Annotated in this window: 23 protein-coding genes and 3 pseudogenes; 16 read left to right on the top strand and 10 right to left on the bottom strand. The window is 30.3% G+C overall.

The window, feature by feature from the left end:
• Positions 1-48 precede the first annotated feature (48 nt).
• From ACWJJT_RS03035 to ACWJJT_RS02975, 13 genes and pseudogenes are all read left to right on the top strand, one after another.
• On the top strand, positions 49-291 hold the full coding sequence (locus ACWJJT_RS03035) for a hypothetical protein (RefSeq protein WP_216304013.1): 243 nt from the start codon (positions 49-51) through the stop codon (positions 289-291).
• A 54-nt stretch (positions 292-345) separates the two neighbouring features.
• A pseudogene (locus ACWJJT_RS03030) lies at positions 346-665 on the top strand (recombinase family protein); the annotation flags it as partial.
• A 9-nt stretch (positions 666-674) separates the two neighbouring features.
• A pseudogene (locus ACWJJT_RS03025) lies at positions 675-1,363 on the top strand (RNA-guided endonuclease InsQ/TnpB family protein); the annotation flags it as partial.
• Positions 1,364-1,532: 169 nt separating this feature from the next.
• Positions 1,533-3,263, top strand: coding sequence for an ABC transporter ATP-binding protein (locus ACWJJT_RS03020; protein ID WP_216304014.1), 1,731 nt, complete (start codon positions 1,533-1,535; stop codon positions 3,261-3,263).
• Entirely contained in the window at positions 3,260-5,041 is a 1,782-nt protein-coding gene (locus ACWJJT_RS03015; protein WP_220287150.1) for an ABC transporter ATP-binding protein, read from the top strand. Before ACWJJT_RS03020 ends, ACWJJT_RS03015 begins: the two co-directional genes overlap by 4 nt.
• Before the next feature lie 87 nt (positions 5,042-5,128).
• Positions 5,129-6,067 (top strand): hypothetical protein, encoded by a 939-nt coding sequence (locus ACWJJT_RS03010; protein ID WP_220287153.1) that lies wholly within the window; start codon positions 5,129-5,131, stop codon positions 6,065-6,067.
• A 111-nt stretch (positions 6,068-6,178) separates the two neighbouring features.
• Complete coding sequence (locus ACWJJT_RS03005) at positions 6,179-6,883, top strand: response regulator transcription factor (protein WP_220287155.1); 705 nt, start codon at positions 6,179-6,181, stop codon at positions 6,881-6,883.
• Positions 6,880-8,184, top strand: a complete 1,305-nt coding sequence (locus ACWJJT_RS03000) for a HAMP domain-containing sensor histidine kinase (protein WP_220287158.1) — start codon at positions 6,880-6,882, stop codon at positions 8,182-8,184. The genes ACWJJT_RS03005 and ACWJJT_RS03000 overlap by 4 nt, the downstream gene beginning before the upstream one ends.
• 13 nt (positions 8,185-8,197) lie before the next feature.
• Positions 8,198-9,568 (top strand): alpha/beta fold hydrolase, encoded by a 1,371-nt coding sequence (locus ACWJJT_RS02995; RefSeq protein ID WP_220287160.1) that lies wholly within the window; start codon positions 8,198-8,200, stop codon positions 9,566-9,568.
• A 316-nt stretch (positions 9,569-9,884) separates the two neighbouring features.
• Positions 9,885-10,475: a DUF1349 domain-containing protein gene (locus tag ACWJJT_RS02990; protein ID WP_216304020.1), complete on the top strand. Its 591-nt coding sequence runs from the start codon at positions 9,885-9,887 to the stop codon at positions 10,473-10,475.
• A gap of 344 nt (positions 10,476-10,819) precedes the next feature.
• A complete protein-coding gene (locus ACWJJT_RS02985; RefSeq protein WP_216304021.1) occupies positions 10,820-11,995 on the top strand; it encodes an ATP-binding protein in 1,176 nt (391 codons plus the stop codon).
• Entirely contained in the window at positions 11,985-13,571 is a 1,587-nt protein-coding gene (locus tag ACWJJT_RS02980; protein WP_220287162.1) for an ATP-binding protein, read from the top strand. Before ACWJJT_RS02985 ends, ACWJJT_RS02980 begins: the two co-directional genes overlap by 11 nt.
• Before the next feature lie 149 nt (positions 13,572-13,720).
• On the top strand, positions 13,721-15,001 hold the full coding sequence (locus ACWJJT_RS02975; protein WP_216304023.1) for a methionine gamma-lyase family protein: 1,281 nt from the start codon (positions 13,721-13,723) through the stop codon (positions 14,999-15,001).
• A gap of 106 nt (positions 15,002-15,107) precedes the next feature.
• Here ACWJJT_RS02975 and lexA read toward each other — a convergent pair whose 3' ends face one another.
• Positions 15,108-15,716 (bottom strand): transcriptional repressor LexA, encoded by a 609-nt coding sequence (gene lexA, locus ACWJJT_RS02970; RefSeq protein WP_216304024.1) that lies wholly within the window; start codon positions 15,714-15,716, stop codon positions 15,108-15,110.
• A 219-nt stretch (positions 15,717-15,935) separates the two neighbouring features.
• On the opposite strand from lexA, the gene ACWJJT_RS02965 reads away from it, so the two are divergent.
• Positions 15,936-16,409: a hypothetical protein gene (locus ACWJJT_RS02965; RefSeq protein WP_216304025.1), complete on the top strand. Its 474-nt coding sequence runs from the start codon at positions 15,936-15,938 to the stop codon at positions 16,407-16,409.
• A gap of 68 nt (positions 16,410-16,477) precedes the next feature.
• Here ACWJJT_RS02965 and ACWJJT_RS02960 read toward each other — a convergent pair whose 3' ends face one another.
• Entirely contained in the window at positions 16,478-17,476 is a 999-nt protein-coding gene (locus tag ACWJJT_RS02960) for a tyrosine recombinase XerC (protein ID WP_220287164.1), read from the bottom strand.
• A gap of 382 nt (positions 17,477-17,858) precedes the next feature.
• Complete coding sequence (gene purB / locus ACWJJT_RS02955; protein WP_216304027.1) at positions 17,859-19,289, bottom strand: adenylosuccinate lyase; 1,431 nt, start codon at positions 19,287-19,289, stop codon at positions 17,859-17,861.
• A 247-nt stretch (positions 19,290-19,536) separates the two neighbouring features.
• Between purB and ACWJJT_RS02950 the strand changes: the two genes are divergently transcribed.
• Positions 19,537-19,743, top strand: a complete 207-nt coding sequence (locus ACWJJT_RS02950; protein ID WP_165412978.1) for a DUF378 domain-containing protein — start codon at positions 19,537-19,539, stop codon at positions 19,741-19,743.
• A gap of 209 nt (positions 19,744-19,952) precedes the next feature.
• Positions 19,953-20,093: pseudogene (locus ACWJJT_RS02945) on the top strand (IS5/IS1182 family transposase); the annotation flags it as partial.
• Between the two features lie 225 nt (positions 20,094-20,318).
• Here the strand turns inward: ACWJJT_RS02945 and ACWJJT_RS02940 are convergent.
• The 7 genes from ACWJJT_RS02940 to ACWJJT_RS02910 form a co-directional block, all read right to left on the bottom strand.
• The gene (locus tag ACWJJT_RS02940; protein ID WP_216304055.1) at positions 20,319-20,831 is read right to left on the bottom strand and encodes a GNAT family N-acetyltransferase; all 513 of its coding nucleotides are present in this window, start codon (positions 20,829-20,831) and stop codon (positions 20,319-20,321) included.
• A 123-nt stretch (positions 20,832-20,954) separates the two neighbouring features.
• A complete protein-coding gene (locus tag ACWJJT_RS02935) occupies positions 20,955-21,872 on the bottom strand; it encodes an EamA family transporter (RefSeq protein WP_253198262.1) in 918 nt (305 codons plus the stop codon).
• 368 nt (positions 21,873-22,240) lie between these two features.
• On the bottom strand, positions 22,241-22,642 hold the full coding sequence (locus ACWJJT_RS02930) for a GerW family sporulation protein (protein ID WP_216304057.1): 402 nt from the start codon (positions 22,640-22,642) through the stop codon (positions 22,241-22,243).
• 87 nt (positions 22,643-22,729) lie between these two features.
• A complete protein-coding gene (locus tag ACWJJT_RS02925) occupies positions 22,730-23,398 on the bottom strand; it encodes a DUF2953 domain-containing protein (RefSeq protein WP_462956011.1) in 669 nt (222 codons plus the stop codon).
• Positions 23,399-23,425: 27 nt separating this feature from the next.
• Positions 23,426-23,890 carry a zf-HC2 domain-containing protein gene (locus ACWJJT_RS02920; protein ID WP_462956010.1) on the bottom strand — a complete coding sequence of 155 codons (465 nt, stop codon included), beginning with the start codon at positions 23,888-23,890 and terminating at the stop codon, positions 23,426-23,428.
• Between the two features lie 2 nt (positions 23,891-23,892).
• Positions 23,893-24,456 (bottom strand): RNA polymerase sigma factor, encoded by a 564-nt coding sequence (locus ACWJJT_RS02915; RefSeq protein ID WP_462956009.1) that lies wholly within the window; start codon positions 24,454-24,456, stop codon positions 23,893-23,895.
• A gap of 350 nt (positions 24,457-24,806) precedes the next feature.
• Positions 24,807-25,322, bottom strand: coding sequence for a hypothetical protein (locus ACWJJT_RS02910; RefSeq protein ID WP_462956008.1), 516 nt, complete (start codon positions 25,320-25,322; stop codon positions 24,807-24,809).
• Positions 25,323-25,378: the final 56 nt, after the last annotated feature.

The following is a 25,378-nucleotide window of genomic DNA, read 5'->3' as shown; positions in this document are numbered from 1 at the left end:
AACATTTGTAGAAAATTGAGAAGATTATTTTTATTGGGAGGTAATAACTTGAAAAAAGTAAGAGTTATAAAAATATTAATCTCAGCAATAGTTATTACATTATCGCTTTTAGGTTTATTTAATATCATTAATATAAAAATTATAATACCAATTGCATTACTATTATTAGGTATCTTGAGCATATTAAATGGGTATGACTCATATATTAATAACAAAAAAGGAGAATCAATTTTGTTAATTCTAAGTGGAGTATTCGTAATCTTTGTTTCTGTAATTATAACATTTTTTTAGTAAATTTAGGATTAGTAAGATAAGTTATACGATAAAGAGCGTGGTATGATTTGAATAAATATATACAACCCACAAGCATTTGCTGAAATGATAGGTATTTCGGTAAGAACATTACAAAGATGGGATAACGATAAGAAATTAATAGCTTTTAGAAATCCTTCTAATAGAAGATATTATACCCATAACCAATATGCTTAATATATGGGAAAATAATTCAAGATAAAGACATCAAAAAAACCATTATTTATACAAGGGTTTCGAGTAGTGGTCAGAAAGATGATTTAAAAAATCAAGTTGCTACTCTTAAAGAATTTGCCAATGCTAGAGGTATCATAATTGATGAGGTATTTGAGGATATTGGAAGTGGACTTAATTAGTTAAAAGTAACTAGTGGAACTGTAGGTTTTAAAGCAGGTAGGTACTATGTTTCTGTTTTAATTAATGTTCAAGGTACTAATGATTATGCAAGCTCTAATAATCAAGGAATAGGAATAGATTTAGGAATAAAAGACTTGGCAATAGTCAACACAATGAAGCTACCATTTAAACATATAAATAAAACCAAAGAAGTTAAAAAGAGAACACATTAAACTTTCAAGGAAATATGAGAGTTTAAAGGTAAGAAATAAAAAAATAAATATAAAAGGAGGAACTGCTACCAGGCAAAATATATCCGAACAAATAGTTATGGTACAAAAACTTCATCAGAAACTTTCTTATATTAGAAACAATTATGTTAATCAAGTAGTTAATAAGATAGTAAAAACCAAACCGTCTTATATAATAATTGAAGATTTAAACGTAAAAGGAATGATGAAGAATAAGCATTTGGCAAAGGCAATAGCACAACAAAATTTTTATGGCTTTAGAGTTAAACTTACTTTCAAATGTAAGATTAACAATATAGAATTAAGAATTGTTGATAGATGGTATCCATCAAGTACAACGTGTTAAGGAAGATTTAAAACTTTCAGACAGAGAGTATGTATGTCCAGTATGTGGACTTATAATTGATAGGGATAAAAATGCTAGTATAAACCTTGCAAATGCTAAAACATACAAAGTAGCATAACCAAGCTATTGTATATATGTACCGATGGCTAGTCGGGAATTTACGCCTTTGGAGTGTTATATCAAATGTTAGTAGTATAGTTTGCTATATGAGGACAGACACGTTGAAAAAGGAATTTTCTTGGTATGGGGATAATTGTCCATATTTTAAGTAGCAGTGAATAGAAGGAATGAAACTAATATTAAAATATATAAAAAAATATAAACCGCTTCTAGTGCTGAATATAATATCCGTTTTTGGATTTGTATTAGTGGAATTAGGAATTCCAACAATAATGGCTAGAGTGATTGACACAGGAATAGCTAATAAGGATATAGAATACACAAAGCATATGGGTATTGTAATTGTAGGAATATCTATAGTTGGAGCCATGGGTACAATATTATTAGGATACTGTTCTTCAAAAATCTCTACTAGTATGATTAGAGATTTAAGAAACGATATTTTTAAAAAATCTCAGGAATTTTCACATAGTGAATATGATAAGTTTGGGATATCGTCAATGATAACCAGAACAACCAATGATGTTTTTCAATTACAACAATTTACAAATACATTATTAAGAGTAGCATTCCTTGCACCGGTTATGTTTATTGTAAGTTTGGTAATGATTATAAGAACGAGCTTACATTTGTCTGTAGTATTAGCGATAACGGTACCATTCATAGTGCTTGGGGTAATTATTATATCTAAGATATCTTATCCAATATCAGAAAAGCAACAGAAAAAATTAGATAAATTAAATAGAATATCAAGAGAAAATTTAACTGGAGCGAGAGTAATTAGGGCATTTGGTAACGATGATCATGAAAACCAAAGATTTGAAGAAATTAACAATGAGTATACAAATCTATCTAAGAAGTTATATAAGCTTATGGCAATTTCTCAGCCAACTTTCTTTTTCTTGTTGAATTTAGCAGTGCTCGCTATTTTTTGGATTTCTAGCAAAATGATAAATGCAGGAACGCTACAAGTTGGACAACTGGTAGCATTTATAGAATATTTGTTTCATGCAATGTTCTCAATTATGCTTTTTTCAATGATGTTTATCATGTATCCAAAAGCACAAATTTCAGCTAATAGAATTAACGAGATATTAGCTGAAGAGCCTATTATTAAAAATCCTAAATATGGTGTTAAAAATACGGCTATTAGGGGGATTGTGGAGTTTGATAATGTTACCTTTATTTATCCAGATGGAGAGATTCCAGTTTTAAGTGATATATCCTTTACAGCAGTAAAAGGAGAAAAAGTTGCATTTATAGGAAGTACAGGCAGTGGGAAAAGTACGTTAATTAATTTAATTCCAAGATTTTATGATGTTACAAAGGGTAGCATAAAGATAGATGGCGTAGATGTGAGAGAATATGATTTAAAAGCACTACGTGAAAAAATGGGGTTTATACCTCAGAAAACATTGTTGTTTACTGGCAGTATAGGCACTAATATTAAATTTGGTAAAGCTGCTGCAGATAAACAAGAACTTGAACATTCGGCTAAGGTAGCCCAGGCTTATGATTTTATTAATAGTAAACATAAAAAATTTGAAGAATTAATAAGTGAAGGTGGATCTAATATGTCAGGAGGTCAAAAGCAAAGATTATCTATTGCAAGAGCATTAGTTAGAAAGCCTGAAATTTATATTTTTGATGATAGTTTTTCCGCTTTAGATTTTAAAACAGATGCAATGCTTAGAGAAAAGTTAAAGGACGAAACTAGAGATTCCGTAGTTTTAATGGTTGCACAACGGATAGGATCCATAATTGATGCTAATAAGATTATAGTATTGAATGAAGGCGAGATAGTAGGAATAGGAACTCATAAAGAATTACTAAAAACCTGCGAAATCTATTATGAAATTGCATCATCTCAACTTACAAAGGAGGAACTGGAACAATGAAAAAGTTAACGGATAATATAAGAAAAATTTCTCCCTTCGTAAAACCATATAGGAGAGCACTGATTGGCGCAATTTTATTTATAGTAGTAGCGTCTATTTTTACTGCTATTGCTCCAAAAATAGAGGGATTAATTACAACTAGTCTTGCCAAAGATGTTGTGAATATAGCAAAAGGTATAAAAGGAGCTTCAGTTAACTTTAATTATATTTTAAGGGTATTGGTAATATTGGCTTTTATTTATATATTTGGAACATTATCAACATATGCAGCAAGTTTGTTGTTAACTAATTCTATTCAAAACACTATGGAAGATTTAAGAAATGCTGTACAAGGTAAAATTAGAAAATTACCTATAAGTTATTTTGATAAAAATAGCTATGGGGATATGCTGAGCCGCATAACAAATGATATAGATACTATCTCTAATGCACTTCAACAGAGTTTTAGCCAAGTTATAAATTCAATATTGGCAATAACTCTAGCTATTGCGATGATGTTTACAATTAATATAAAACTTGCATTGGTAGCTATACTTATAATACCGATAAGTTATTTAGTGTCAAAATTTATAGTAAGTAAATCACAAAATTTATTTTATAGACAGCAAAATGTTTTGGGGGAATTAAATGGTAAAGTGCAAGAAATATATACTGGTTTTAACGAAATAAAGCTGTATGGAAAGCAAGAAGATGCTATAAAAGATTTTGAAAATATTAATGAAGAACTTTTTAATACTGGATTTAAGGCGCAATTTATATCTAGTATAATTTCTCCATTAGTTTCATTGGTAAGTTATTTAGGAATTGCAGCCATTGGAATTCTTGGCGCAACATATGCTATAAATGGAATAATGACAGTGGGTAATCTTCAAGCATCTATTCGTTATATCTGGCAAATAAACCAACCAATTTCTCAAGTAACACAATTATCTGCTGCAATACAATCAGCCTTTGCGGCAATTGAACGTGTATTTGAAATATTAGATGAGAAGGAGGAGATTCCAGATAAAGCCTCTTTTATAAAGCTCGCGAATGTACGTGGAAATGTTACTTTTGAACATGTCAAATTTGGATATAGTGGAGATAAGATTTTAATTGAGGACTTAAACGCAGAGATAAAAAGTGGTCAGATGGTTGCTATTGTAGGTCCAACAGGAGCAGGTAAAACAACATTAATAAATTTATTAATGAGATTTTATGATATTCAAGGGGGAGCTATAAAGATAGATGGAGTGGATACTAGAGATATGAAACGTGAAGATTTACGTTCTATATTCGGTATGGTTCTTCAGGATACTTGGCTATATAATGGAACAATTTATGAAAACATTGAGTATGGTAGATTTGGAGCTACCAAGGAAGAAATTATTGAAGCGGCTAAAATAGCTAACGTACATCACTTTATTAAAACACTTCCAGATGGGTATAACATGTTTCTAAACGAAGAGGCTTCTAACATATCTCAAGGAGAGAAACAACTTTTGACTATAGCAAGAGCTATAATATCAAATCCAGCAATATTAATATTAGATGAAGCAACTAGTTCAGTTGACACTAGATTAGAAATATTACTTCAAAAAGCTATGAGGAATATAATGAAAGGAAGAACTAGCTTTGTTATTGCACATAGACTTTCAACTATTCGTAATGCAGATTTAATATTGGTTATAGATGAAGGAAATATTATAGAACAAGGAACCCATAATGAGTTAATGAAAAAGGGCAGTTTCTATGAAAAACTCTATAATAGTCAGTTTGGGAGTCCGGTAGCAAATTAAACTAATTATTAATGAATATTTAAAGTATCATGGTCGTATTGTATTTTATTGTGTATAAAAAAGTTATATGCAGAAAGGGAGTTTAGTATGTTTGAAGAACTTAACAGGGAACTTATAAATGTCAAAGAAAAATTGTTGAGAAAAAAGAAATTTCAAAGTTCGGTTAACCAGACTAGGGAAGTGTTGCAAAAAGAATTAGATAGAAAGATAGAGCTCGAAAATATTCTTAAAGATGAGGATAAGGATGTCAAAAAACTTGAATCATTAAGTATTACTAGTATATTTTATTCGATACTCGGGAGTAAACATCAACAGCTTGAAAAAGAGAGGCAAGAGTTGCTTTCTGCTAGGTTAAAGTATGATGAGTGTTGTAAATCAGTTTTAGCATTAGAGAGGGAAATTGTATCGTATAAAGCTTCATTAAACAGTCTACTTGGCGTAGAGTGTGAATATGAAACTGTATTGAAGCACAAAAAAGAGTTTATACTGCGATTAAATGATGGTAAATCTCAAAAGTTACTTCAACTTATAGACAACCTAGCTGACCTTGAAGCACAGAAGAAAGAATTGAAGGAAGCAATTGCGTCAGGTGAGGCTGTACAAATTGAACTTGGACGGGTAAAAAATTCTCTTGAAAGCGCTGAAGGCTGGGGAACATGGGATATACTAGGAGGAGGCTTACTTGCAACTGCAGCTAAGCACTCACATATTGATGAAGCTAAGGAATATGCAAATAATACAAAAATTGCATTGATACGATTCCAAAATGAATTATCCGATGTGAATTTAATAATGAATATAGATATAAATATTGGGTCTTTCGAAACATTTGCAGATTATTTTATTGATGGTCTTATATCTGATTGGGTTGTACAATCAAGGATCTGTGAATCATTAGATAGTGTACATCGTGTTGCAAACAATGTAGAAAATGTAATAGGTTCACTGAAAGAAAAGCTCGATAGTATACAAAATGCCTTGCTTTCAACGGAAGAAAATATTAAATTGCTTGTTGAACAAGCGTAAATGTAGATTGAGGAAACATAAAAGTTATTTTGTTTAAAGGTAGGCATTAATTAAGGAGGAGTAGATGTTGATATCAGCGCAAACAAATATACACGATGAGGAAGTGGTTTTTTGAATGTATTAATCGCAGAAGATGAAAAGGACATCAGAATCCTTTTAAAGTTAGAGCTTGAGCAGGAGGGATACTCTGTATTTGCTGCAGAGGATGGCATTGAGGCTTTAGAAATCATACGAAACAAAGCAATTGATATTGCTATCCTTGATGTTATGATGCCACGACTGGATGGATTCAATCTGCTACGAAAAATCCGTCAAACAAGTAATCTTCCTGTCATATTTCTAACCGCTAGAGGTGATGATATGGACAAGATTTTAGGACTCGGGATTGGTGCTGATGATTACATAGTAAAGCCGTTTAGCATGCCAGAACTGCTTGCAAGAGTTGGTGCACAGCTTAGGCGAAACCTTGAATACTCGGTGCAAAATACGCACGCATTCTCCAAAATAAAGTATGGCAGCTTGTGCTTGGATAAAGATGCCTGCTGCGTCTATAAAGAGGATGTGCTGGTGGTACTGAATGCAAAAGAATATATGTTGCTTAAGTACCTTATGGAGAATCCGGAAAGGGTTTTTACCAGAAAGCAGTTATACAAGGCAGTATGGGATGAGGATATTTATTGTGACAATAACACCATTATGGTGCATATAAGTCATATCAGAAATAAGATTGAGACTGATCCAAGAAATCCGGAATATGTCAAAACCATTAGGGGTATTGGATATAAGTTTCATAAACAGAGCACGGTTAGCTTATGAACAGAAAAATAGAAAGCAGATTCTTAGCAAACTATGTCCTCATGTTTATTATTTCCATAATGATAGCTCTATTCGCACTTATGCTTTTAGGTTTTACAAACGATGTTATATCCAAGACCCTTGCTAAGAATAATTATACTGCAGAAAGCCTAATGAAGGATGATTATAAAAGGATTGACGTAGAACAGGTTATTTATAATGGCGGCGGTGTACAGGTAATTAACACCGATTATGAAGTTGCATATTCTTTAGGGCTTAACACTATTTCAAAAGGTAAACTTACCACAGCGGAGTTTACTGATTTTTTGATGAAGAGTAAAAGTATTGAAAGACGTTATAGCTATAGTATTAAATATAATTCTAAAAAGCAATTTTGGCTGGTAGTGACGTTTCCAACTTCTATTAGAATTGATTTGAATTTCGTATACAACAAAGAATACAATTCCGTTGATAAACAGGGAGTAGTTGGTGTTATTGTTGCTGTTACCTTACTTTACTTCATACTGCTTGCAATATGCACCGTGATATATTCAAAGCTATCATCTATAAGCATTATAAGCCCATTAAAGAAACTTTGTCACAGTGCTTCTCGATTGAAAGATGGAGATTATTCTTCAAGAGTTGAGCTTAATTTGAAAAATGAGTTTGGAGAATTAGAATATATATTTAACGAAATGGCAGAACAAATTGAACAGGAAATATATCTTAGAAATCAGTCTGAAGAAAACCGTAAAAGGCTTATACTTAATATTTCTCATGATCTTAAAAACCCTCTTGCAAGTATTATGGGTTATGCAGAGTTTAGCTATAACAAACCTGATTTATCAAAAGAAGAATACCGTACATACATGAAAGTAATATGTGAAAACAGCGTAAGAGTAAATAATTTAGTTACTAACCTATTTGAGCTGTCTAAAATGGAAAGTTCGAAATATTTATTGAATAAAACCAGAGTTGATATATGTGAGTATATGAGGGAAGAAATAGGTTTTTTTATAACTACATTTGATAAGGCACAATTTACATATGATTTTGAGATACCAGAAAAAGAAATCTTTATTGACATCGATTTAAAGCAGATGAATAGAGTAATCCAAAATCTTGTTTCTAATACAATAAAATATAATCCCAAAGGAACACTCTTAATGATCAGCTTATTTGAGCAGGGTGATGGAGTCGTTATTATCTTTAAGGATAATGGGATTGGAATGCCTTCAGAAATCGCAAAAGATATATTTAATCCATTTTTTGTGTCAAATAAGAATTGGAAGTATCTGAGAAAACAGACTAAATATTTGTAGAAGGGAGACTAATATGAAATCATTATTTAAAAAAGATACAACTTCTCGTGGGTCAAAAACCAATTTGTTGCTTCAACTACGTTTTCTTTTACCGCTACTCACAGCAGTTATAATCGCTTTGTATATTATTGTTATACGCCCACATCTTATGATTACAATGAAAACTGTCCCTATAGAGTTAGGGTTTGCGTTAATATTGATACTTTCTTTGGTTGTAGCAATAGCAACTCTTTTCATCTCAATTTTGATTGCAGTAATTATTGCTGTTTGTACACGTAAAAAAGCAAGGATAACGCCCTGGCTTTTGAAACTGCGGAGTCAGTTGATTGTAGCAGTAGTATTATTATTTGTGAATGTTGTTTCTATACTATGTAGCCAGTGGATGGCATACACGCCACCTATACTTGGAGATAATGGCAAACCATTAGTGGGTAGTATTGCTACCTTAGAGAAAGTAAGTCTAGGTGGTAGTGATCAGTGGATAACTATTCGTGGAAAAAATAAAAATAATCCGGTGCTACTTTTTCTAGCTGGTGGTCCCGGTGGAACACAGCTAGCCGCAACCAGAGAGCAACTAAAAAAACTTGAAGATAATTATGTGGTTGTTAACTGGGATCAACCAGGGGCGGGTAAGTCAATTAATGCTGTACCTCTTAAATCAATTACCCCTGAGCGATATATTTCTGATGGACATGAGCTAACACAGTACCTGTGCAATAGATTTAAACAAGAAAAGGTATATGTACTTGGTGAGTCGTGGGGGAGTGCACTAGGTATATTGCTTGTGCAATGTTACCCAGAACTATTTTCTGCTTTTATTGGTACTGGTCAGATGGTTGAATTCGTTGAAACCGATGTCCGTATGTATGAACTAGTGCTTAAGATGGCAAAAGATAGCAGAGATATAAAACAAATTGAAAAAATGAAAAATCAAGGCCTGCCACCATACCATGGTAAAGATGTAGTTTGGAAATTTTCTACCCTCTCACAGTACTTGAGTAAACATATGACAAAAAATTCTGAAATTGAGAGAGCAGGATATAATACATTTGGTGAAATTGGAGGTACTGAGTATGGGTTATGCGATAAAGTAAATTATTTTTTTGGTTTAGTTACTACTTTTAATCATGTCTATCCTCAGTTATACAATTTAGATCTACGTAAACAAGCTATAAAGTTAGATGTTCCAGTGTACTTTATGGAAGGTCGTCACGATGTCAACGCGTCACCAGTATTGGTTGAGGATTATTTCAATTCACTAAAAGCCCCTTCTAAAGAGCTCATTTGGTTTGAACACTCAGGGCACGATCCATGGAGAAACGAACCAGACAAGTTTGTTGATTTGATGATAAATTTGATATTGAAGGAAACAAAGATAAAGTAACAGAGTTATTGAAATGGGACTGTTTTCCGTTTCTTGTACTGAGTCTCCACATTATTGATATATCAATGAAGTGGGGACTATGAGTCGTCCCTATTATTATCGTAGTAGCGCCAACATTGCTTGTTTATCTATACTAATTCACATATAAATGGCTTGGACAATTGATTTTAGTGTTGCGTATATATAAACAATGTATGGTCTTTATTTATGAGGAAATTGTTCCAAAGTGTGGTAAATTATGATAATATTACATTAGTTACGACGCAGTTGTATTTTATTATGTATTAAAAGTTATTTGAATTGGGGGAGGATTAAGATGTTTGAAATTAGTGATAAAGAAGAAAAATGGTTTTTTAAACCTCGAAATTATGTAATTGGAAGAGATAGAGTTGAAATTATAACAGACCCTAACACTGATTTTTGGCAAAGAACTTATTATGGATTTAGAAATGATAATGCTCATGTTCTTTATATTACAACAGATGAAAGATATTTTTCATTTACAGTAAAGGCAGAGTTTAATAGTACAGCATTGTTTGACCAATGTGGAGTTGCAATTTATCAAAACAGTGAAAATTGGGTAAAGGCAGGAATAGAATTTCATGACAATAATACTGCATGGCTTGGAAGTGTGGTAACAAATCATGGATATTCTGATTGGGCAACTACGGATATTGGAGCATTTGTAAATTGTATGTGGTATAGATTAAGCAGACGAGAGAGTGATTATTGTCTTGAAAATTCCTTTGATGGTGTAAATTTCAAACAGATGCGGATTTTCCACTTGTTTGAAGGTGAAAAAGAAATTAATATTGGGTTACTTGCATGTTCACCAAGTAAAAATTCTTTTAAGGCTGTTTTTACTGAAATGAAGATAGGGGATTGTTTATGGAAAGAGCATAAATAATAAAATGAGAAAATAACATATGTGTAGGCGTTATGATATTAAGTGCTGTATTATTGTATTCCCATTTGGAACACCAGAAACATTTAGTAAATTAGGGATTAAAAAAACTATCTTAATTATTAGAATTTTAGGATTGATATTATTAATAGGAAGTTTTATTTGCTATAGTAATCCTCAGATATTATTTTAAGTAGTTAGGTTACATGTTTCTTAAATTGTTTAGTAATTGTAAAAAAAGTGAATAAGGGGTTTGACTTTGACAAAAAATATTTTGTTAGAATGCTTGACAAAATATTTTTTGTTAGATATAATTGTAAATATAAGTAATTGCGGAGGTGCTAATTATGAAAATTACAACAGGGCAAGCTGCACGAGGTGAAAATTTTTTTAAAAGACCTATTTTAATAAATAAATTATGGAGAAAAATCGATTCAGCTAGTAGTATTATAATTTCAGCTCCAAGAAGGGTTGGGAAAACATCTTTAATGAGGTATATAGAAGATAACCCAAGGGATAAATATTATATAATCTATGTAATTACGGAGTCTGTTTACAACGAAAATAAGTATTATAAGGAAATTGTAAAGGCCATTTTAAATTGCGATTCAATAAAGAAAAGAGACAAAGTAATAAATTCAATTAAAGATTTAGCTAAAACCATTTTTAAAAGTATTGACGAAGTAGGCATAGACACTGTTAAGTTTACTAAGACTATTGAACTTAATTATTATGAAAAGTTTATAGAAATTATGAGATCTATTGATTTAGAAGGGCACAAATTAATTATAATGATAGATGAATTTGCTCAAACGATAGAAAATATTCAACAAAATGAAGGCACTACATATGCAGTTCATCTTCTTCAAAGTAATAGAGCATTAAGACAAAATAGTGATATAAATAATAAATTTCAATTCATATATACAGGGTCCATAAGCCTCGAGGGTATTGCAAGACGAATGGACTCTTCAAAGTTTATAAATGATCTAGATATTTTAAAAGTCACTCCACTAAGTGAATCAGAGGGGAAAAGTCTTATAAATGAACTACTTAAAGGGCTTGATTTCACAATGGATACCGCTACTATAAATCATATGCTACATGAAATTAAGTGGTTGATTCCTTTTTATATTCAACTTGCTATGGATAAAATTCAGGATATTTATGATGAAGATCAAATATGCTCTATATATAATAAATCGGTTGATATAGCAATTAAACGGATGATAGAGGAAAATAATAAATTTAGCAGTTGGCATGAGAGGCTTAAGGTGTACAAAAATAATGACTATAAGTTTATTATAGAAGTATTAAACATAATAGCTATAACAGAAGCTAAGAAGATAACTTATAACGAAATATATGATTTAGCTGTAAAATATAATCTTTGCGAAACATATAAAGATCTCTTAAATACTATTATTGATGATGGATATATAAATAATGATGAGGAGGAAAAATTATATACATTTACCTCTCCTATATTAAGAATGTGGTGGTGTAAAAAAAATGCAAACTAGTACTTTAAGTTTTTATAATCCCAATAATTTATCGCATCAAGAATTAGTTGATAGATTTGTAATAAGGAAAAAAGAATTTCAAAAGATTTTTAAAGATATAAAAAATTCTGACATGAAATATCCAGAGCAGCATTATATCATAGAAGGTCAAAGAGGATATGGTAAAACAACTTTATTAAAAAGAATATACTTTGAAATAAAAGGAGATAAGCAGCTAAAAGCAAAGTTTATCCCTGTTATATTTCCTGAGGAGCAATACAGTATACGGAGACTGTTTAAACTTTGGGAGGTAACGGCTGCGAATCTTGAAATGGAAAATGATGAGTTTGTAGGGCTTTATGATGAAATGGATAAATATGCAGAGGTAGAAGACTACGAAGATATATGCTTTAAAATACTTGAGCAAAAACTTAAAGAAAAAAATAAAAAATTAATACTATTAATAGATGATACTTTCGGTATTCTAAAGAAGTTTAAAATCTATGAGCAGCAAAAACTTAGAGAAATTCTATTAACCTCTGCTGAAATTCGAATTATAGGAGCATCTTCAGAAGTTTTAGAATTTACTTTTGATTATAGTAATCCCTTCTATAACTTCTTTAATCTGATAAAATTAGAAGGATTAAATTCAGAAGAAACTGTGGAATTTTTTGAAAAGTTAGGTGGAATTTTTAATAAGAAGGGTATAAATGAGATACTTAAAAGTAACAGTGGGAAAATAGAAGCTTTAAGGCGGTTAACAGGTGGGGTGCCAAGAATCATGGCATTACTTTTCGATATTTTAAATGTTGACAACGGACCCGTATTTAAACAATTAGATACATTACTAGATAGAGTAACACCTCTTTATAAACATACAATGGATAGGTTATCTCCAGTGCAACAGGAAATTGTTGATGTTATAGCTTTACGCTTTGATGCCATAACCACAAAAGAAATAGCAGATAAAATAAGAATGCAAAGTAAAGAAGTATCCGCTCAGTTAAATCAATTAGAAAAAAACGGAGTAATAAATAAAACACCTGTAAATAAGAAAAATTATATGTACAAAATAAAAGAACGATTTTTTAACATATGGTATATGATGAGGTTTGGGGGAGAAAAAGAAAAACAGCAGGTGAAATGGCTTGTGGGTTTTTTTGAAAGCTGGTGCAATAAAGAGGACCTAATTAACAAAAGTGAAAAAAATGAAAAAAATGAAAAAAATGAAAATGATTTTAATACCATTTATGTTTTATCTGAAACCTTACTTTCTAATGATCGAATAGAAGAATCCTTAGAAAAAGCTCGCTTATTTTTAAGATCAGCTAATAATACAGATAAATATAATAAATCTATTAATGAATATTTAATTTTTCTAATGGCTAAAAAACAATACAATTCCTTATTTAAAATGTTTAATGAAGCTGAATTTAAGCTAAAGGATAAATTTAAGCCTACTTATTATGCGTTAATGTATTTTATGAAAAATCAAAATGAAAAATTTGAAATTGAGTATAAAAAAGTTGGAAAAGAATTAGAGGAAACTGTTGAAGAGATTATTGAAAAAGTTAAATCATCACCTGCGGTGCTGTAATAGTAAAGAAAGAGACAATTAAATACATACTAATATGATTGATATATAAATAAAACTATTCTACATCGGTATTATTTATGTTACTATTATTACGGTAGTTAAAGTTTAAAACACATAATATATACATAATAAAAAGGGGACCTGGAATCATGATAGACATAACAAAAGTATACCTTCAAAAGAAGTATAAAATAAGTTCAAAAACGCTAAAACTCTATGATATAGCAATACAAGATGTACAAGATGAGTTTAAAATTCTTGATGAAATAAGAGAGTTTAATCAACTTAAGGTTTTGACCGCACTACAAGATGAACGAATTAGCGAATGCCATTTTACAAATTCATCTGGATACGGTTATGGCGATATTGGGAGAGATTCATTAGATAAAGTATATGCAAGAATTTTCAATTGTGAGAGTGCACTCGTTCGGCCGCATTTCGTAAATGGAACACATGCAATTGGAGCGTCCTTATTTGGTAATTTAAGACCTAATGATACCATGATATCGGTATGCGGAACACCTTATGATACACTTCTTAATATAATAGGTATAAATGCTAAGGAGGATATAGGCTCATTAAAAGATTATGGTGTAAAATATAAACAATTAGAATTAAACGATAACTCTAAAGTTGATATTGATTTAATGAAAAAGACACTGATTGAAGATAAGTCAATAAAGCTAATTCATATTCAAAGATCTACTGGATATGGCTGGAGAAAAGCATTATTAATTTCTGAAATAGATGATATTATAAGCGCTGCAAAAGCTATAAATCCAAAGGTTATTTGTTTTGTAGATAATTGTTATGGTGAATTTATTGATGTTACGGAGCCTACAGATGTAGGAGCAGATATAGTTGCTGGATCCCTCATAAAAAATATTGGTGGTGGAATTGCACCTACAGGTGGATATATTGCAGGTAAAGAAGAATATGTACGACAAGCTTCTTACAGACTAACAACTCCTGGAATAGGAGGGGAATGTGGTTCTACGTTTGGAGTTATGCGTTCTTTATATCAAGGACTATTCATAGCACCACATATAGCTATGGAAGCATTGAAGGGCGCTATTTTCTGTGCAAGAATTATGGAACTTGCAGGTTTTGAAGTTCTTCCTAAGTATACTGATAAAAGAAGTGATATAATTCAAGCAATTAAATTTAATGATAAGGAAAAGTTAATTAATTTCTGTAGGGGTATACAAGAGGGGTCTCCCATTGATTCTTTTGTTCAATGTGAACCGTGGGACATGCCAGGATATGAAGATAAGGTTATAATGGCAGCAGGTGCATTTATTCAGGGAGCATCTATAGAATTATCTGCAGACGCTCCAATAAGAGAGCCTTATATAGCATATTTACAGGGTGGATTAACGTTTGATCATGCTAAAATTGGAATACTAATAGCACTTTCAAGAGTTATTTGAACTAGAAAGTAAATATTTATGACTTAATAATAGAATAAAAAAATCCTGCAATTGATATATTCATTGCAGGACTTTTTTGTTACATAAAATCTTTAAAGGTGGATATTTAATACTTTCTGTAAATACCAACAAGTACACCTAAAATTACACAGTCATCAACTATGATAGGGGACATAGTTGAATTTTCAGGCTGAAGCCTTATATGATCTTTTTCCTTGAAAAATCTTTTAATAGTTGCTTCATTATCAATAAGAGCTACAACTATATCGCCATTTTTAGCGGTATTGATTTTCTCAATTATAGCAAGGTCTTTATCCAATATTCCTGCTTCAATCATGCTGCTACCAGAAACTTTAAGCATAAATAGTTCATTATTGGTTTTAGTGAAATTTAAAGGAAGTGTAAATGTATCTTCAACATTTTCAACTGCGAGTATTGGTTTGCCAGCAGTGATTTTCCCTATAATAGGTATATCTATAAGTTCTTTTCTTATGACAGAATCCTTTATTAATTCAATTGCACGAGGCTTGGTAGGGTCTCTACGGATAAATCCTTTTTTTTCTAGTCTTGCTAAATGCCCATGAACAGTCGAAGTAGATCTTAATCCTACGCCATCACATATTTCTCTGACTGAAGGTGGATATCCTTTTAGTTGTACCTGTTTCTTTATAAAGTTATATATTTCACTTTGCTTATCTTTTTTTTCAGTTAACATGTAAACGCCTCCCATTCATAGTATAATTATACCATATAAATGTAATAACATCAAACTTACGTTCTGTTTTATAGTTATTAATAAAAATAAAAAATTATATATTATTATGTATGAATACATAAGTCATTATTAAGGGGTGTTAGTGTTTGATTATTGAAAATATATTTGCTATAATAGTCTATTATGAAAGTATTTGAAATAAATAGATTGGAGTGTTGTATGTCTAAAAATTGTATATTTAATAATAAGAAAATTTGTAATAGTTGTGGAGAATGTGAAGTCTGTGAATTAAATTCAAATAAGAAATGTAATAATTGCGGTAAATGCTTAGAAATGGAAGGTTACGATGTAAAAGCTATAAAAATTGATGAAGTTTTTGAGGATAATGAGATTGAAGGGGTAGAAGAGGTAGACGAAAATATTTGTGACAGGTCTGAAATTAATTTAGCGGAAGAAGTAGATAATGATGAAAATGAAAATGATGAACTACCAAAACTTGAAGATTATGACTCAGTGGTAGCCAGCGATGAATTTTTAAAACTACATAAAGATGAGTTCATACCTGAAAACAATGAGGTTTGGGAATTTATAGATGACATAGACGGGGCAAAAGAGCTACTTGAAAATGAAGATGATAACTCAGGATTACTTCAAGAAGAATTTCCTGGACTTATAAGACTAAAAAAAATATAAGTATTAGAAAGTATATATTACGCATAATGCATTAACCGTATTGCAATACGCGTAATATATACTTTTTTTTATTCATCAGAAAGTGGATTTGACTTAACCGCATTTCTTAATTTATCATTATCTACATGAGTATATATTTGGGTGGTAGATATATTTTCATGGCCTAATATTTCTTGTAGACTTCTAATGTCTACATTTCCATATTTATACATAAGAGTAGCAGATGTATGCCTTAATTTATGAGGAGTATACTTATCTTTATTAAGTCCAGCATTACCTATATATTTTTTTACAATTCTCTCCACAGTGCGTTTATTAATTCTTCCATATTTACCACTTATAAAAAGGGCATCCTTATCTTCAGAATGAATTTTATCTATGTTCATATTTCTAATAGGCAAATATTTATAAATTGATTTCAATGAAGCTTTATTCAAATAAATGGTTCGTTCTTTATTTCCTTTCCCAATAATAGATAATGTATCATCTTTAAAATCGGATATGTTTATACTACAAAGTTCTGACAGCCTGATACCACAATTTAAGAATAATGTAATAATACTATGGTCGCGAATAGAATGCTTATCTCTAGAGCTTGTAGCGTCTAGTAGTGCCTTACTTTCACTTAATGTTAAAAAAACAGGACTTCTTTTACCAAGTTTTGGTGACTCTAAATCTATTGTCGGGTCTATAGTTAGCACTTTAGCCTTAGTGGTTAAATACTTGAATAGGGACTTTATAGATGCAATTTTTCTTGCTTTAGCGTAGTTACCATTAGCCCTATATTTCCCAAGATAGGAGATATAGGCATATAAATCCTGCAATGTAAGAGTTTTTAATGTATCTAAAGTTAGGTCACTAATTATAATGTTCTCAAGAGGCAGAGCATTTTCTGAAGAGACTAGACCTTTGTATATTTTTAAGAACTTTAATAGCAATGATAAATCAGCAGTATAAGCAACAACAGTAGAACTAGAACATCCTTTAATAGTAGATAAATAATTCAGATAATCATTTAGAAACGGTGGGAGTTCATTGTTATAAATAGTATTTATATTCGATTTCATAAGTACCTCCAAAAATCATTATAATGTCGTGAAACTTACATTTCACGACATTATTATACTACAAGAGGGGGAGCAAAATCCTGATTTTTCTAAAATAATAAAAATAAACAAATGTTTTTATTATTTTTATTATTTCCACATGCAATTTGAATTTTATTCTTCGAAAGTTATAGTGAAATCATGGCCTGTGGAGCTACAATATTACCGACTTCAAAAGGAGATTTATACTACCACTGAAATTTTCTATTTGTTAGGTTATGTAACTCTTACTTATAGAATTGGGAGACTTTCCTTCTAAAATGTCGTTAAACTAAAAAAGCTATCAGTTTTGTTTGCATCACTGATAGCTTTTTATAGTATAATTTCTATCCAATACTAAGGATTATACGTTTATAGAAGTTTCTACTCCTAATGCATCTTTATTGGCCTCGATTATTGGTTTTACATATTCATCTATAAATTCTATTACTTGACTTGGAGCTCTACCTACAAATTTAATCGGGTCAATTACAGCAAATATCTCTTCTTTTGACATCCTAAAACTATCATCATTTATTATTCTTTCTATAAGATCATTATTTAAGCCTTCTTCTTTAACGCGTTTTGCTGCAGCCATAGAATGAACTCTAATGTTCTCATGAAGTTCTTGTCTGTCCCCGCCCCTTTTAACAGCTTCCATAAGGATATTTTCTGTAGCCATAAATGGAAGCTCGTGGTTTACATGAGCAGTAATTACTTTTTCATATACTACCATATTTCCAGCTATATTCATATACAAATTTAATACTCCATCAAGTGCTAAGAAAGCTTCAGCTACGGATATTCTCTTATTAGCTGAATCATCTAATGTTCTTTCAAACCATTGTGTTGCAGCTGTTATAGCAGGATTTAATGAATTCACTATAATATATCTTGATAAAGAGCTAATTCGCTCAGAACGCATAGGGTTTCTTTTGTATGCCATTGCAGAGGATCCAATTTGATTTTTTTCAAAAGGCTCTTCCACTTCTTTCATGCTTTGAAGTATCCTTAAATCATTACTGAATTTATATGCACTTTGAGCTATTTCTGATAAAGTATTTAATACTATAGAGTCTACTTTTCTAGAATAAGTTTGACCAGTAACGGGATATGTATCTTCAAAGCCCATTTTATTCGCTACATATTTATCTAAGTCTTTTACTTTTTTCTCATCATTTTCGAATAGATTCATAAAGCTCGCTTGGGTTCCAGTTGTTCCTTTAACCCCTAGTAACTTTATTCTATCTATTACAAAGTCTAAATTTTCTAGATCCATTATTAATTCTTGAATCCATAGGGTTGCCCTTTTACCTACAGTAGTTAATTGAGCTGGCTGTAAATGGGTAAAACCTAGTGTAGGAACATCTTTATACTTTAATGCAAATTCTGAAGATTTACTAATTACATTAATTAATTTTTTCTTAATTAATAGTAAAGCCTTTTTCATGACTATTAAGTCTGTATTATCGCCTACATAGCAGCTAGTAGCCCCTAAATGAATAATACCCTTCGCATTAGGACATTGAACCCCATATGCATATACATGGCTCATTACGTCATGTCGTATTTCTTTTTCTTTATTTTCAGCCACTTCGTAATTCACATTATCTACATAGGATTTAAGCTCTTCAATTTGAGATTCTGTAATATTGATTCCTAATATCCTTTCACCTTCAGCTAGTGCAACCCAAAGCTTTCTCCATGTTCTAAACTTCATATCATCTGAAAATAAATAACTCATCTCTTTTGATGCATATCTACTATTTAATGGTGTATTATAAGAATTTCTCATATTCTGCCTCCATACGTACAATTTTAAATATAAAACAAGTTTCATTCATATTATAACATACAATAGTGCTAAAAGTAATGAAAATGTTCGTATACTTAATTTGTACTTTCCAAATTATTTTTTAGTATATAAATTTATATACCATAACATTATATACGCTTTAAAGAAATTATTAAACAGTTCTAAAATATTATATTTATAATATAATTTATACAAATAGAATAATTATATTAGTCTGGGGGTAATTATGTATAAGCTTAGTATTATCGACAAACTTTCATTCGTGTTTGTATTGATTGGTGCTTTAAATTGGGGACTTTTAGGATTGTTAAATGTTAACTTAGTTAGTCTTATCTTTGGATTTGTTCCCTTCCTTGCTAGAGCAATATACATTTTAGTAGGATTATCTGCTGTGAATATTATTGTTTTCATAGCGAGAAATAAAAAAAATTAGCTCCTATTTTCTATTAATATTGTCTTAAATAGTGTAATATTAATAGAAAAATACTCCGTAAATTATGAGGCCACTGTAAAACTATATGAAAAATCGTCATCAAATTAATTATGGCGATTTTTTTATATAAAAGATTAAAAAACAAAAAGGAATTTTAAACGATATGTCGAATTAGTATAGTAGAATAAAATAAAAGGGGTTAAACTATTATGCTAAAAGGACAATTGGAAATAGAAATAAATACATACCATAGCTTATATTCGTTAATTATTCAGAAACATAACATTTTAAAGCAAATTAATGACCTTGTTGACTTTTCATTTGTTTATGACGAATTAATGATTAACTATAGTAATCTTTACAGTGAATCTAAAGAGAATAATCAAGTTGAAAAGCATGAAATATCCAAAAATATGGGTATTTCATGCTTTTTCTGTTTAAGACAAAAACTTTACTGAAAAAAGAGTGCTTTTTTCAGTGGCCTCAAAATATTATGGGGTATTTTTGATTATTTATTAGATTGATGAAATTTTCAGCCATTCTATGTATTCTATAATTATTATAAAACTTACACACTAACCATCTATTGGGTTTTCAGGGCCTTTAAGCTCTAATTGATAAAAAACAAGATTGAGCCACTTACCAAATTTAAATCCAGCTTTATTTATCTTACCTGAATACTCGAACCCCAATTTTTCGTGCAATTTGATACTTTTTTCATTTGATTCATCAATTGCCGCCACCATGGTTGCAAATCCTCTTTCATTGGAAAATCTTATTAGTTCTTTAGCTAGTAGTGTTCCTATGCCTTTGTTTCTACAGTTACCATTAACATAAATAGAGTGTTCAATAGTATATTTATATGCAGGCCATGCTCTGAATGGCCCAAATGTAGCAAATCCGATAACCTTATTATTTTCTTCAACTACTAATATTGGATACCCCTCTTTCTTCTTTTTTTCATACCATTGTTTTCTGTCATCAATTGTGTGAACTTTATAATCATAGACAGCTGTTGTATTTAATATTGCATCATTACAAATTTCTAAAATATCAATCAAATCATTTTCTACTGCTTCTCTTATCATTTTTATACCCCTCTCACAATAAAAAGTTGCCACTAAAAATTTCTTAACGATCATTCTATACAACATTATACAATATTTTTGTTTTTTAAAACATAACCTTTTATAATTGGTTTTTTCTTTTTCTTATAAGGGTTTTTTATTAGTGTTAGACCCTAAAGTTAAAATTGCTACTGTAGATATAATACACATTCCTCCGATTACTTCAAACAATCCAAAAGGAACATGCAACCAAAATATAGAAGCAAGTGTAGCGGATAAAGGTTCTGCACTTGCCAATAAGCTAGCTTCAGTAGGTGCAATATATTGTAAACTAGCTATGTACAAATAAAAGGCAATTAGTGTACCGAATAAAACCACAAATCCAACAAATAAACTAGAAAGCAAAGACCAATTTTGACCTTGTATATTCCATGGCGGGTTTATGAAACTCAGCCCAACTCCGCCTATAAGCATACCCCAACCTACAACAATCACAGCCCCCCACTCCTTAAGCAAACTATGTGGATATAATGTATAAAAGGCAAGGGCAATTGCTGACCCAACTCCCCAAGCGATGGCAGGTAACGAAATAGTAAGCCTATCAACCGTGCCGTTAGTCACAAGAAGAAATGTTCCCAAAATAGCTAAACCAACTGAAATAAATTCTTTTGGGCTTGGGACTTTTTTTAATCGTATTGCCAAATATGCTACTATAAATATCGGAGCTAAATATTGCAACAAAGTGGCTGTCGCAGCGTTACCTGATTTGATGGACATAAAATAAGTATATTGTACTCCGAGCATCCCAATTATCCCGAATATAATCAAATGTAATCGTTTAGAAGAGTCTTTCCATACAGACCAAACCTTATGTTGTCCATTAGTTTTAATACTTGCGAATAAGAGCAATAGTACACCTGATGTTATCATTCTTACTGTTACTAGCCAGCCAGGTTGAAATCCTTCGTTTTGAAAAAGTTTCTGTGCAACAGTACCAGAAATCCCCCACAAAATCGCACCGACTATAGCCATTGCATATCCTTTGTAGCGTAAATTCAGCATAATTCTAAACTCCTTTTTTCTATTCATTATGTTAACTACCAATAACTTTGTTTACTGATTACAAAACAACAGCATAGGTGCCATTATTTTTAATAAACATTTTTATGTATTGCCAACCAGCATTAGGACCTACTAGCTCACACCTAAAATAATACCTAAATATACTTTGTTAAATTTTCTCATAAACGGCTAGATCCCTCCCCTTTAAATTACCATTGTGTAATTATTCAATTATACATAATATTAATATAAGTTTCAAATATTTAGTAAAATTATGTATAAATTGATTTCATATTTTTTATCAATACAAAAAAGCATCTATAAATATATTATAGATGCTTTTTTTTAATGTATTTAATAATGTTTAATTACTCTTTTTCCGTTTTAGTATCTTCTTCAGACCCTTCTTTTTTGTTCTTACAACATCCCATTTTTGAGCTTACTTTAGATACTATTTCTGGTACCATTTCAATAAGACTTTCAAGATTACATTTACCCTTTATAGGAAGCATTGTTACTTCTCCATTTTTTATAACTAAAATAGCAGTTGGGGTTATTCTAGCTCCTGCTCCAAGTCCGCCTCCAGAACCCTCACCATCCTTAGTAGAGTTGCCTGTGCCACCGCCAGTTCCACATCCGAATGAAACTGTAATAAGTGGTATGAGTGTTGTTTCCCCTATAATTATTGCCTCCCCCACTACTGTTTCTGTTTTTAAAAATTTTTCAAGGTTTGAGAATAATGCTTCGGTATTTTCTGTAATATTTATCATAACTTAATCCCCCTAATATTTTAAATTTAAGTATTTATTGATTGCGTAATCATTATTAACTTTATACTTAACAATACACATAAATTATTAATAAGTTTCAGATTTTCTAAAGTTTTTAAATATTTTCCCTCTATTATTTTTCTTAAGAATGAATTTAAGTGTTTTTATTGCAGCTACCAATAAAGAAATTCTGCCATGAATTTCACAATAAATATCAATTATTTCATCATCAAACACTGGTTGCAAATTAATATCGCTTGTAGGAATAAGACTTGATACTAAAGGGACAATTCCACAAGCTATACCCGTTAATGAAGGATCTTCAAATCCATAAACGCCATTGATTTTGATTCTTTTTGGTTTAGTAATATTTATTATATCTTTAAAGTAATTAATTAAATCATTTATGAATGCTCCTTGGATATAATCCTTTATATTAAAATCAACATTTTTCTTCTTTTTCTTTTTTAGTTTTACCTTTTCATTTTCTTTTTTTCTATTGGACATTTTAATTTTTTTTCTAATAATGCATAATCCCATCACCTTTATTAAAAATAATGTTTCTTTATCCTCATATGCTACCATCATCTTTAAAAAATTTTTAAAAAATGATAAATTTACATCTGTCCTAATTTTTTCATCAATTTTTGTATTGAATTCATATTCAAATGGTATTATTATAAACAATAAAATCAAGCCAAATATAGTGATTAATAAATAAAGTAGTATTTTTATTATTGAAAATAAAACAAACAAGCTTGCACCTCCTTTTCCTTTAGCAATCTAACCTACTTTTAATTTTAATTTTTTTACTATACTCATTTCATTTATCTTGTTTTTAATCATATGTTTTACAGGCGTTTTAATATAATTAAAAGTAGCATCAATTCTATTACTTATGAAATTATTATATGGATTATTTTTATATGCTTCGCTTGATTCTGTTATAACGTTATGTATGCCCTTGTATGTCGCAATAATATTGTGAACCTTCATCCTAATGCTAATATTGTCCATTTCGGATATGCAGTTTTCTGCAACAAGTTGTGAAATTATGCTTAGTTTATCAGGAAATTCAATATGACTTAGCTCATCTTTAATATTTTCATTAATTATAGTTATTAGCTTTAGGTCTTTTTGACAGTCAGTGCAGTATTTTATGTGCTCTTCAATGAATATTTTCTCCAATGGTTTAATTGTCTTATCATCAAAAGCATATAACAGTTCCTTATCAAATTTACAGCACATAATTACGCCTCCATCTCACTTTCTAGTTGTTTCTTTAATATCGCTTTAGCCCTATACAAGTCCGTTTTAATTGTTCCAAGTGGTTTATTTAACAATTCTGAAATTTCCAAGTAACTCAGATCATCAAAATATCTTAATGCAATTACCATTCTATAATTATCAGATAAATTCTTAAGTCTAGACTCAATAATCTTTTTAAACTCCTTTTTCTCAACTTCCTCTTCTAAATTGTAGTCAGAAACAATAGTATCTTCTAAACAAAGTTTATTAGCATATTCATAATTTAATGAAATGATGTTTGTTTTAATACTTCTTTTAAAGTTAATACAAGTATTTACTGAAATCCTTCGTAACCAAGGGCGAAAAGGCATTGTCTCATCAAAACTTGATATATTTTTAAAAATCTTTATATAAATTTCTTGTACAATATCAAGAGAATCCTGTTCATTTTGAGTGTAACTATAGCAAATGCTATACAAATACCGCTCGTAAATCTTAAAAAGTTCAATAAATGAGGATTTGTCATAGTTTTTGCATCTCGATATTAATTTTTTTTCAATCTCCACAACGTCCCCTCCGGCTTCTACCTTAAATCATCTCCAAAATAATTCTCTCTATTATATACACATAATTAATGAATAAAGTTTCAAATATATATTATTTTTATTTATATCAAAAATTAAAAGGTGTTCATAATAAATTTGTATCAATTTATTATGAACACCTTTTTTATGTCACTTAATTATTAAGGTATAATGCCAAATCCAATAATAATTAATATAGAGCATATAAATAAAACTATATTCCCTCCAAATCCTACTTTAGATAAGATTCTAATGAATTTATTTTCTGGAGGTTTTTGAGGAGTTAATGCATCCTGCTCCTAATGTCCAATAAACAAATAATAGAAACAAATTCAAATGTTGGCGACACCCCTGCTAGTCTTAACCCAATAAACTAATAATGATAAAATTATTAAAACTACTGCTGCTACAAGAAGATAATATTTTTCTTTAAAGCTATTATTCATTAAAGAAAATATACAAAAGTTTTTTGTGTATTTACCCTTTGTCATGATATCAAAGACAAAATAAACTATTGGTATCATATACCCTATGCTTACATTTTCAGTAAGGGAAGCAACAAATAACCCTAATCCGCCTAGAAATAATGCAGATATAAATGTTCCCATTATTAACCTTCCTGAAGTAAAGGTTCCACCAAGATAAATCAATATATTAACAAATAATGCTATTAGTGATACTAGTAAAATTACTGATATTAGTATTCTTATTATATAAACAAATATAGGAGAAATAGCCTTTGCGTTTATTGTCTCTTTTATATTTCCATCTTCTTCTGGTGCAAAGATTGGAACTAGAATTACTACTCCAATCATTACAATAAATTGCTCACATATTCTTGCAGCCATTGGAAAATCCAAGTTGGTAATGCTAAAGATTATGGGAGCTACAATTAATAATACAA

This window comes from Clostridium sp. CM041 (assembly GCF_055081035.1).
Note: the sequence above shows the minus strand (reverse complement) of the source record. Positions and strands in the feature narration are given on the sequence as shown.

Coding starts and splice junctions, on each gene's coding strand:
- ACWJJT_RS02910 (WP_462956008.1), bottom strand. CDS start 25,322: ATGGCTGCAAGAATATGTGAGCAATTTATTGTAATGATTGGAGTAGTA.
- ACWJJT_RS02995 (WP_220287160.1), top strand. CDS start 8,198: ATGAAATCATTATTTAAAAAAGATACAACTTCTCGTGGGTCAAAAACC.
- ACWJJT_RS02920 (WP_462956010.1), bottom strand. CDS start 23,890: ATGTGCTGTAAATTTGATAAGGAACTGTTATATGCTTTTGATGATAAG.
- purB (WP_216304027.1), bottom strand. CDS start 19,289: ATGAGAAATTCTTATAATACACCATTAAATAGTAGATATGCATCAAAA.
- ACWJJT_RS03020 (WP_216304014.1), top strand. CDS start 1,533: ATGAAACTAATATTAAAATATATAAAAAAATATAAACCGCTTCTAGTG.
- ACWJJT_RS02960 (WP_220287164.1), bottom strand. CDS start 17,476: ATGAAATCGAATATAAATACTATTTATAACAATGAACTCCCACCGTTT.
- ACWJJT_RS03010 (WP_220287153.1), top strand. CDS start 5,129: ATGTTTGAAGAACTTAACAGGGAACTTATAAATGTCAAAGAAAAATTG.
- ACWJJT_RS02975 (WP_216304023.1), top strand. CDS start 13,721: ATGATAGACATAACAAAAGTATACCTTCAAAAGAAGTATAAAATAAGT.
- ACWJJT_RS03000 (WP_220287158.1), top strand. CDS start 6,880: ATGAACAGAAAAATAGAAAGCAGATTCTTAGCAAACTATGTCCTCATG.
- ACWJJT_RS02940 (WP_216304055.1), bottom strand. CDS start 20,831: ATGATAAGAGAAGCAGTAGAAAATGATTTGATTGATATTTTAGAAATT.
- ACWJJT_RS02990 (WP_216304020.1), top strand. CDS start 9,885: ATGTTTGAAATTAGTGATAAAGAAGAAAAATGGTTTTTTAAACCTCGA.
- ACWJJT_RS03015 (WP_220287150.1), top strand. CDS start 3,260: ATGAAAAAGTTAACGGATAATATAAGAAAAATTTCTCCCTTCGTAAAA.
- ACWJJT_RS02985 (WP_216304021.1), top strand. CDS start 10,820: ATGAAAATTACAACAGGGCAAGCTGCACGAGGTGAAAATTTTTTTAAA.
- ACWJJT_RS02965 (WP_216304025.1), top strand. CDS start 15,936: ATGTCTAAAAATTGTATATTTAATAATAAGAAAATTTGTAATAGTTGT.
- ACWJJT_RS02930 (WP_216304057.1), bottom strand. CDS start 22,642: ATGATAAATATTACAGAAAATACCGAAGCATTATTCTCAAACCTTGAA.
- ACWJJT_RS02935 (WP_253198262.1), bottom strand. CDS start 21,872: ATGCTGAATTTACGCTACAAAGGATATGCAATGGCTATAGTCGGTGCG.
- ACWJJT_RS02950 (WP_165412978.1), top strand. CDS start 19,537: ATGTATAAGCTTAGTATTATCGACAAACTTTCATTCGTGTTTGTATTG.
- lexA (WP_216304024.1), bottom strand. CDS start 15,716: ATGTTAACTGAAAAAAAAGATAAGCAAAGTGAAATATATAACTTTATA.
- ACWJJT_RS02980 (WP_220287162.1), top strand. CDS start 11,985: ATGCAAACTAGTACTTTAAGTTTTTATAATCCCAATAATTTATCGCAT.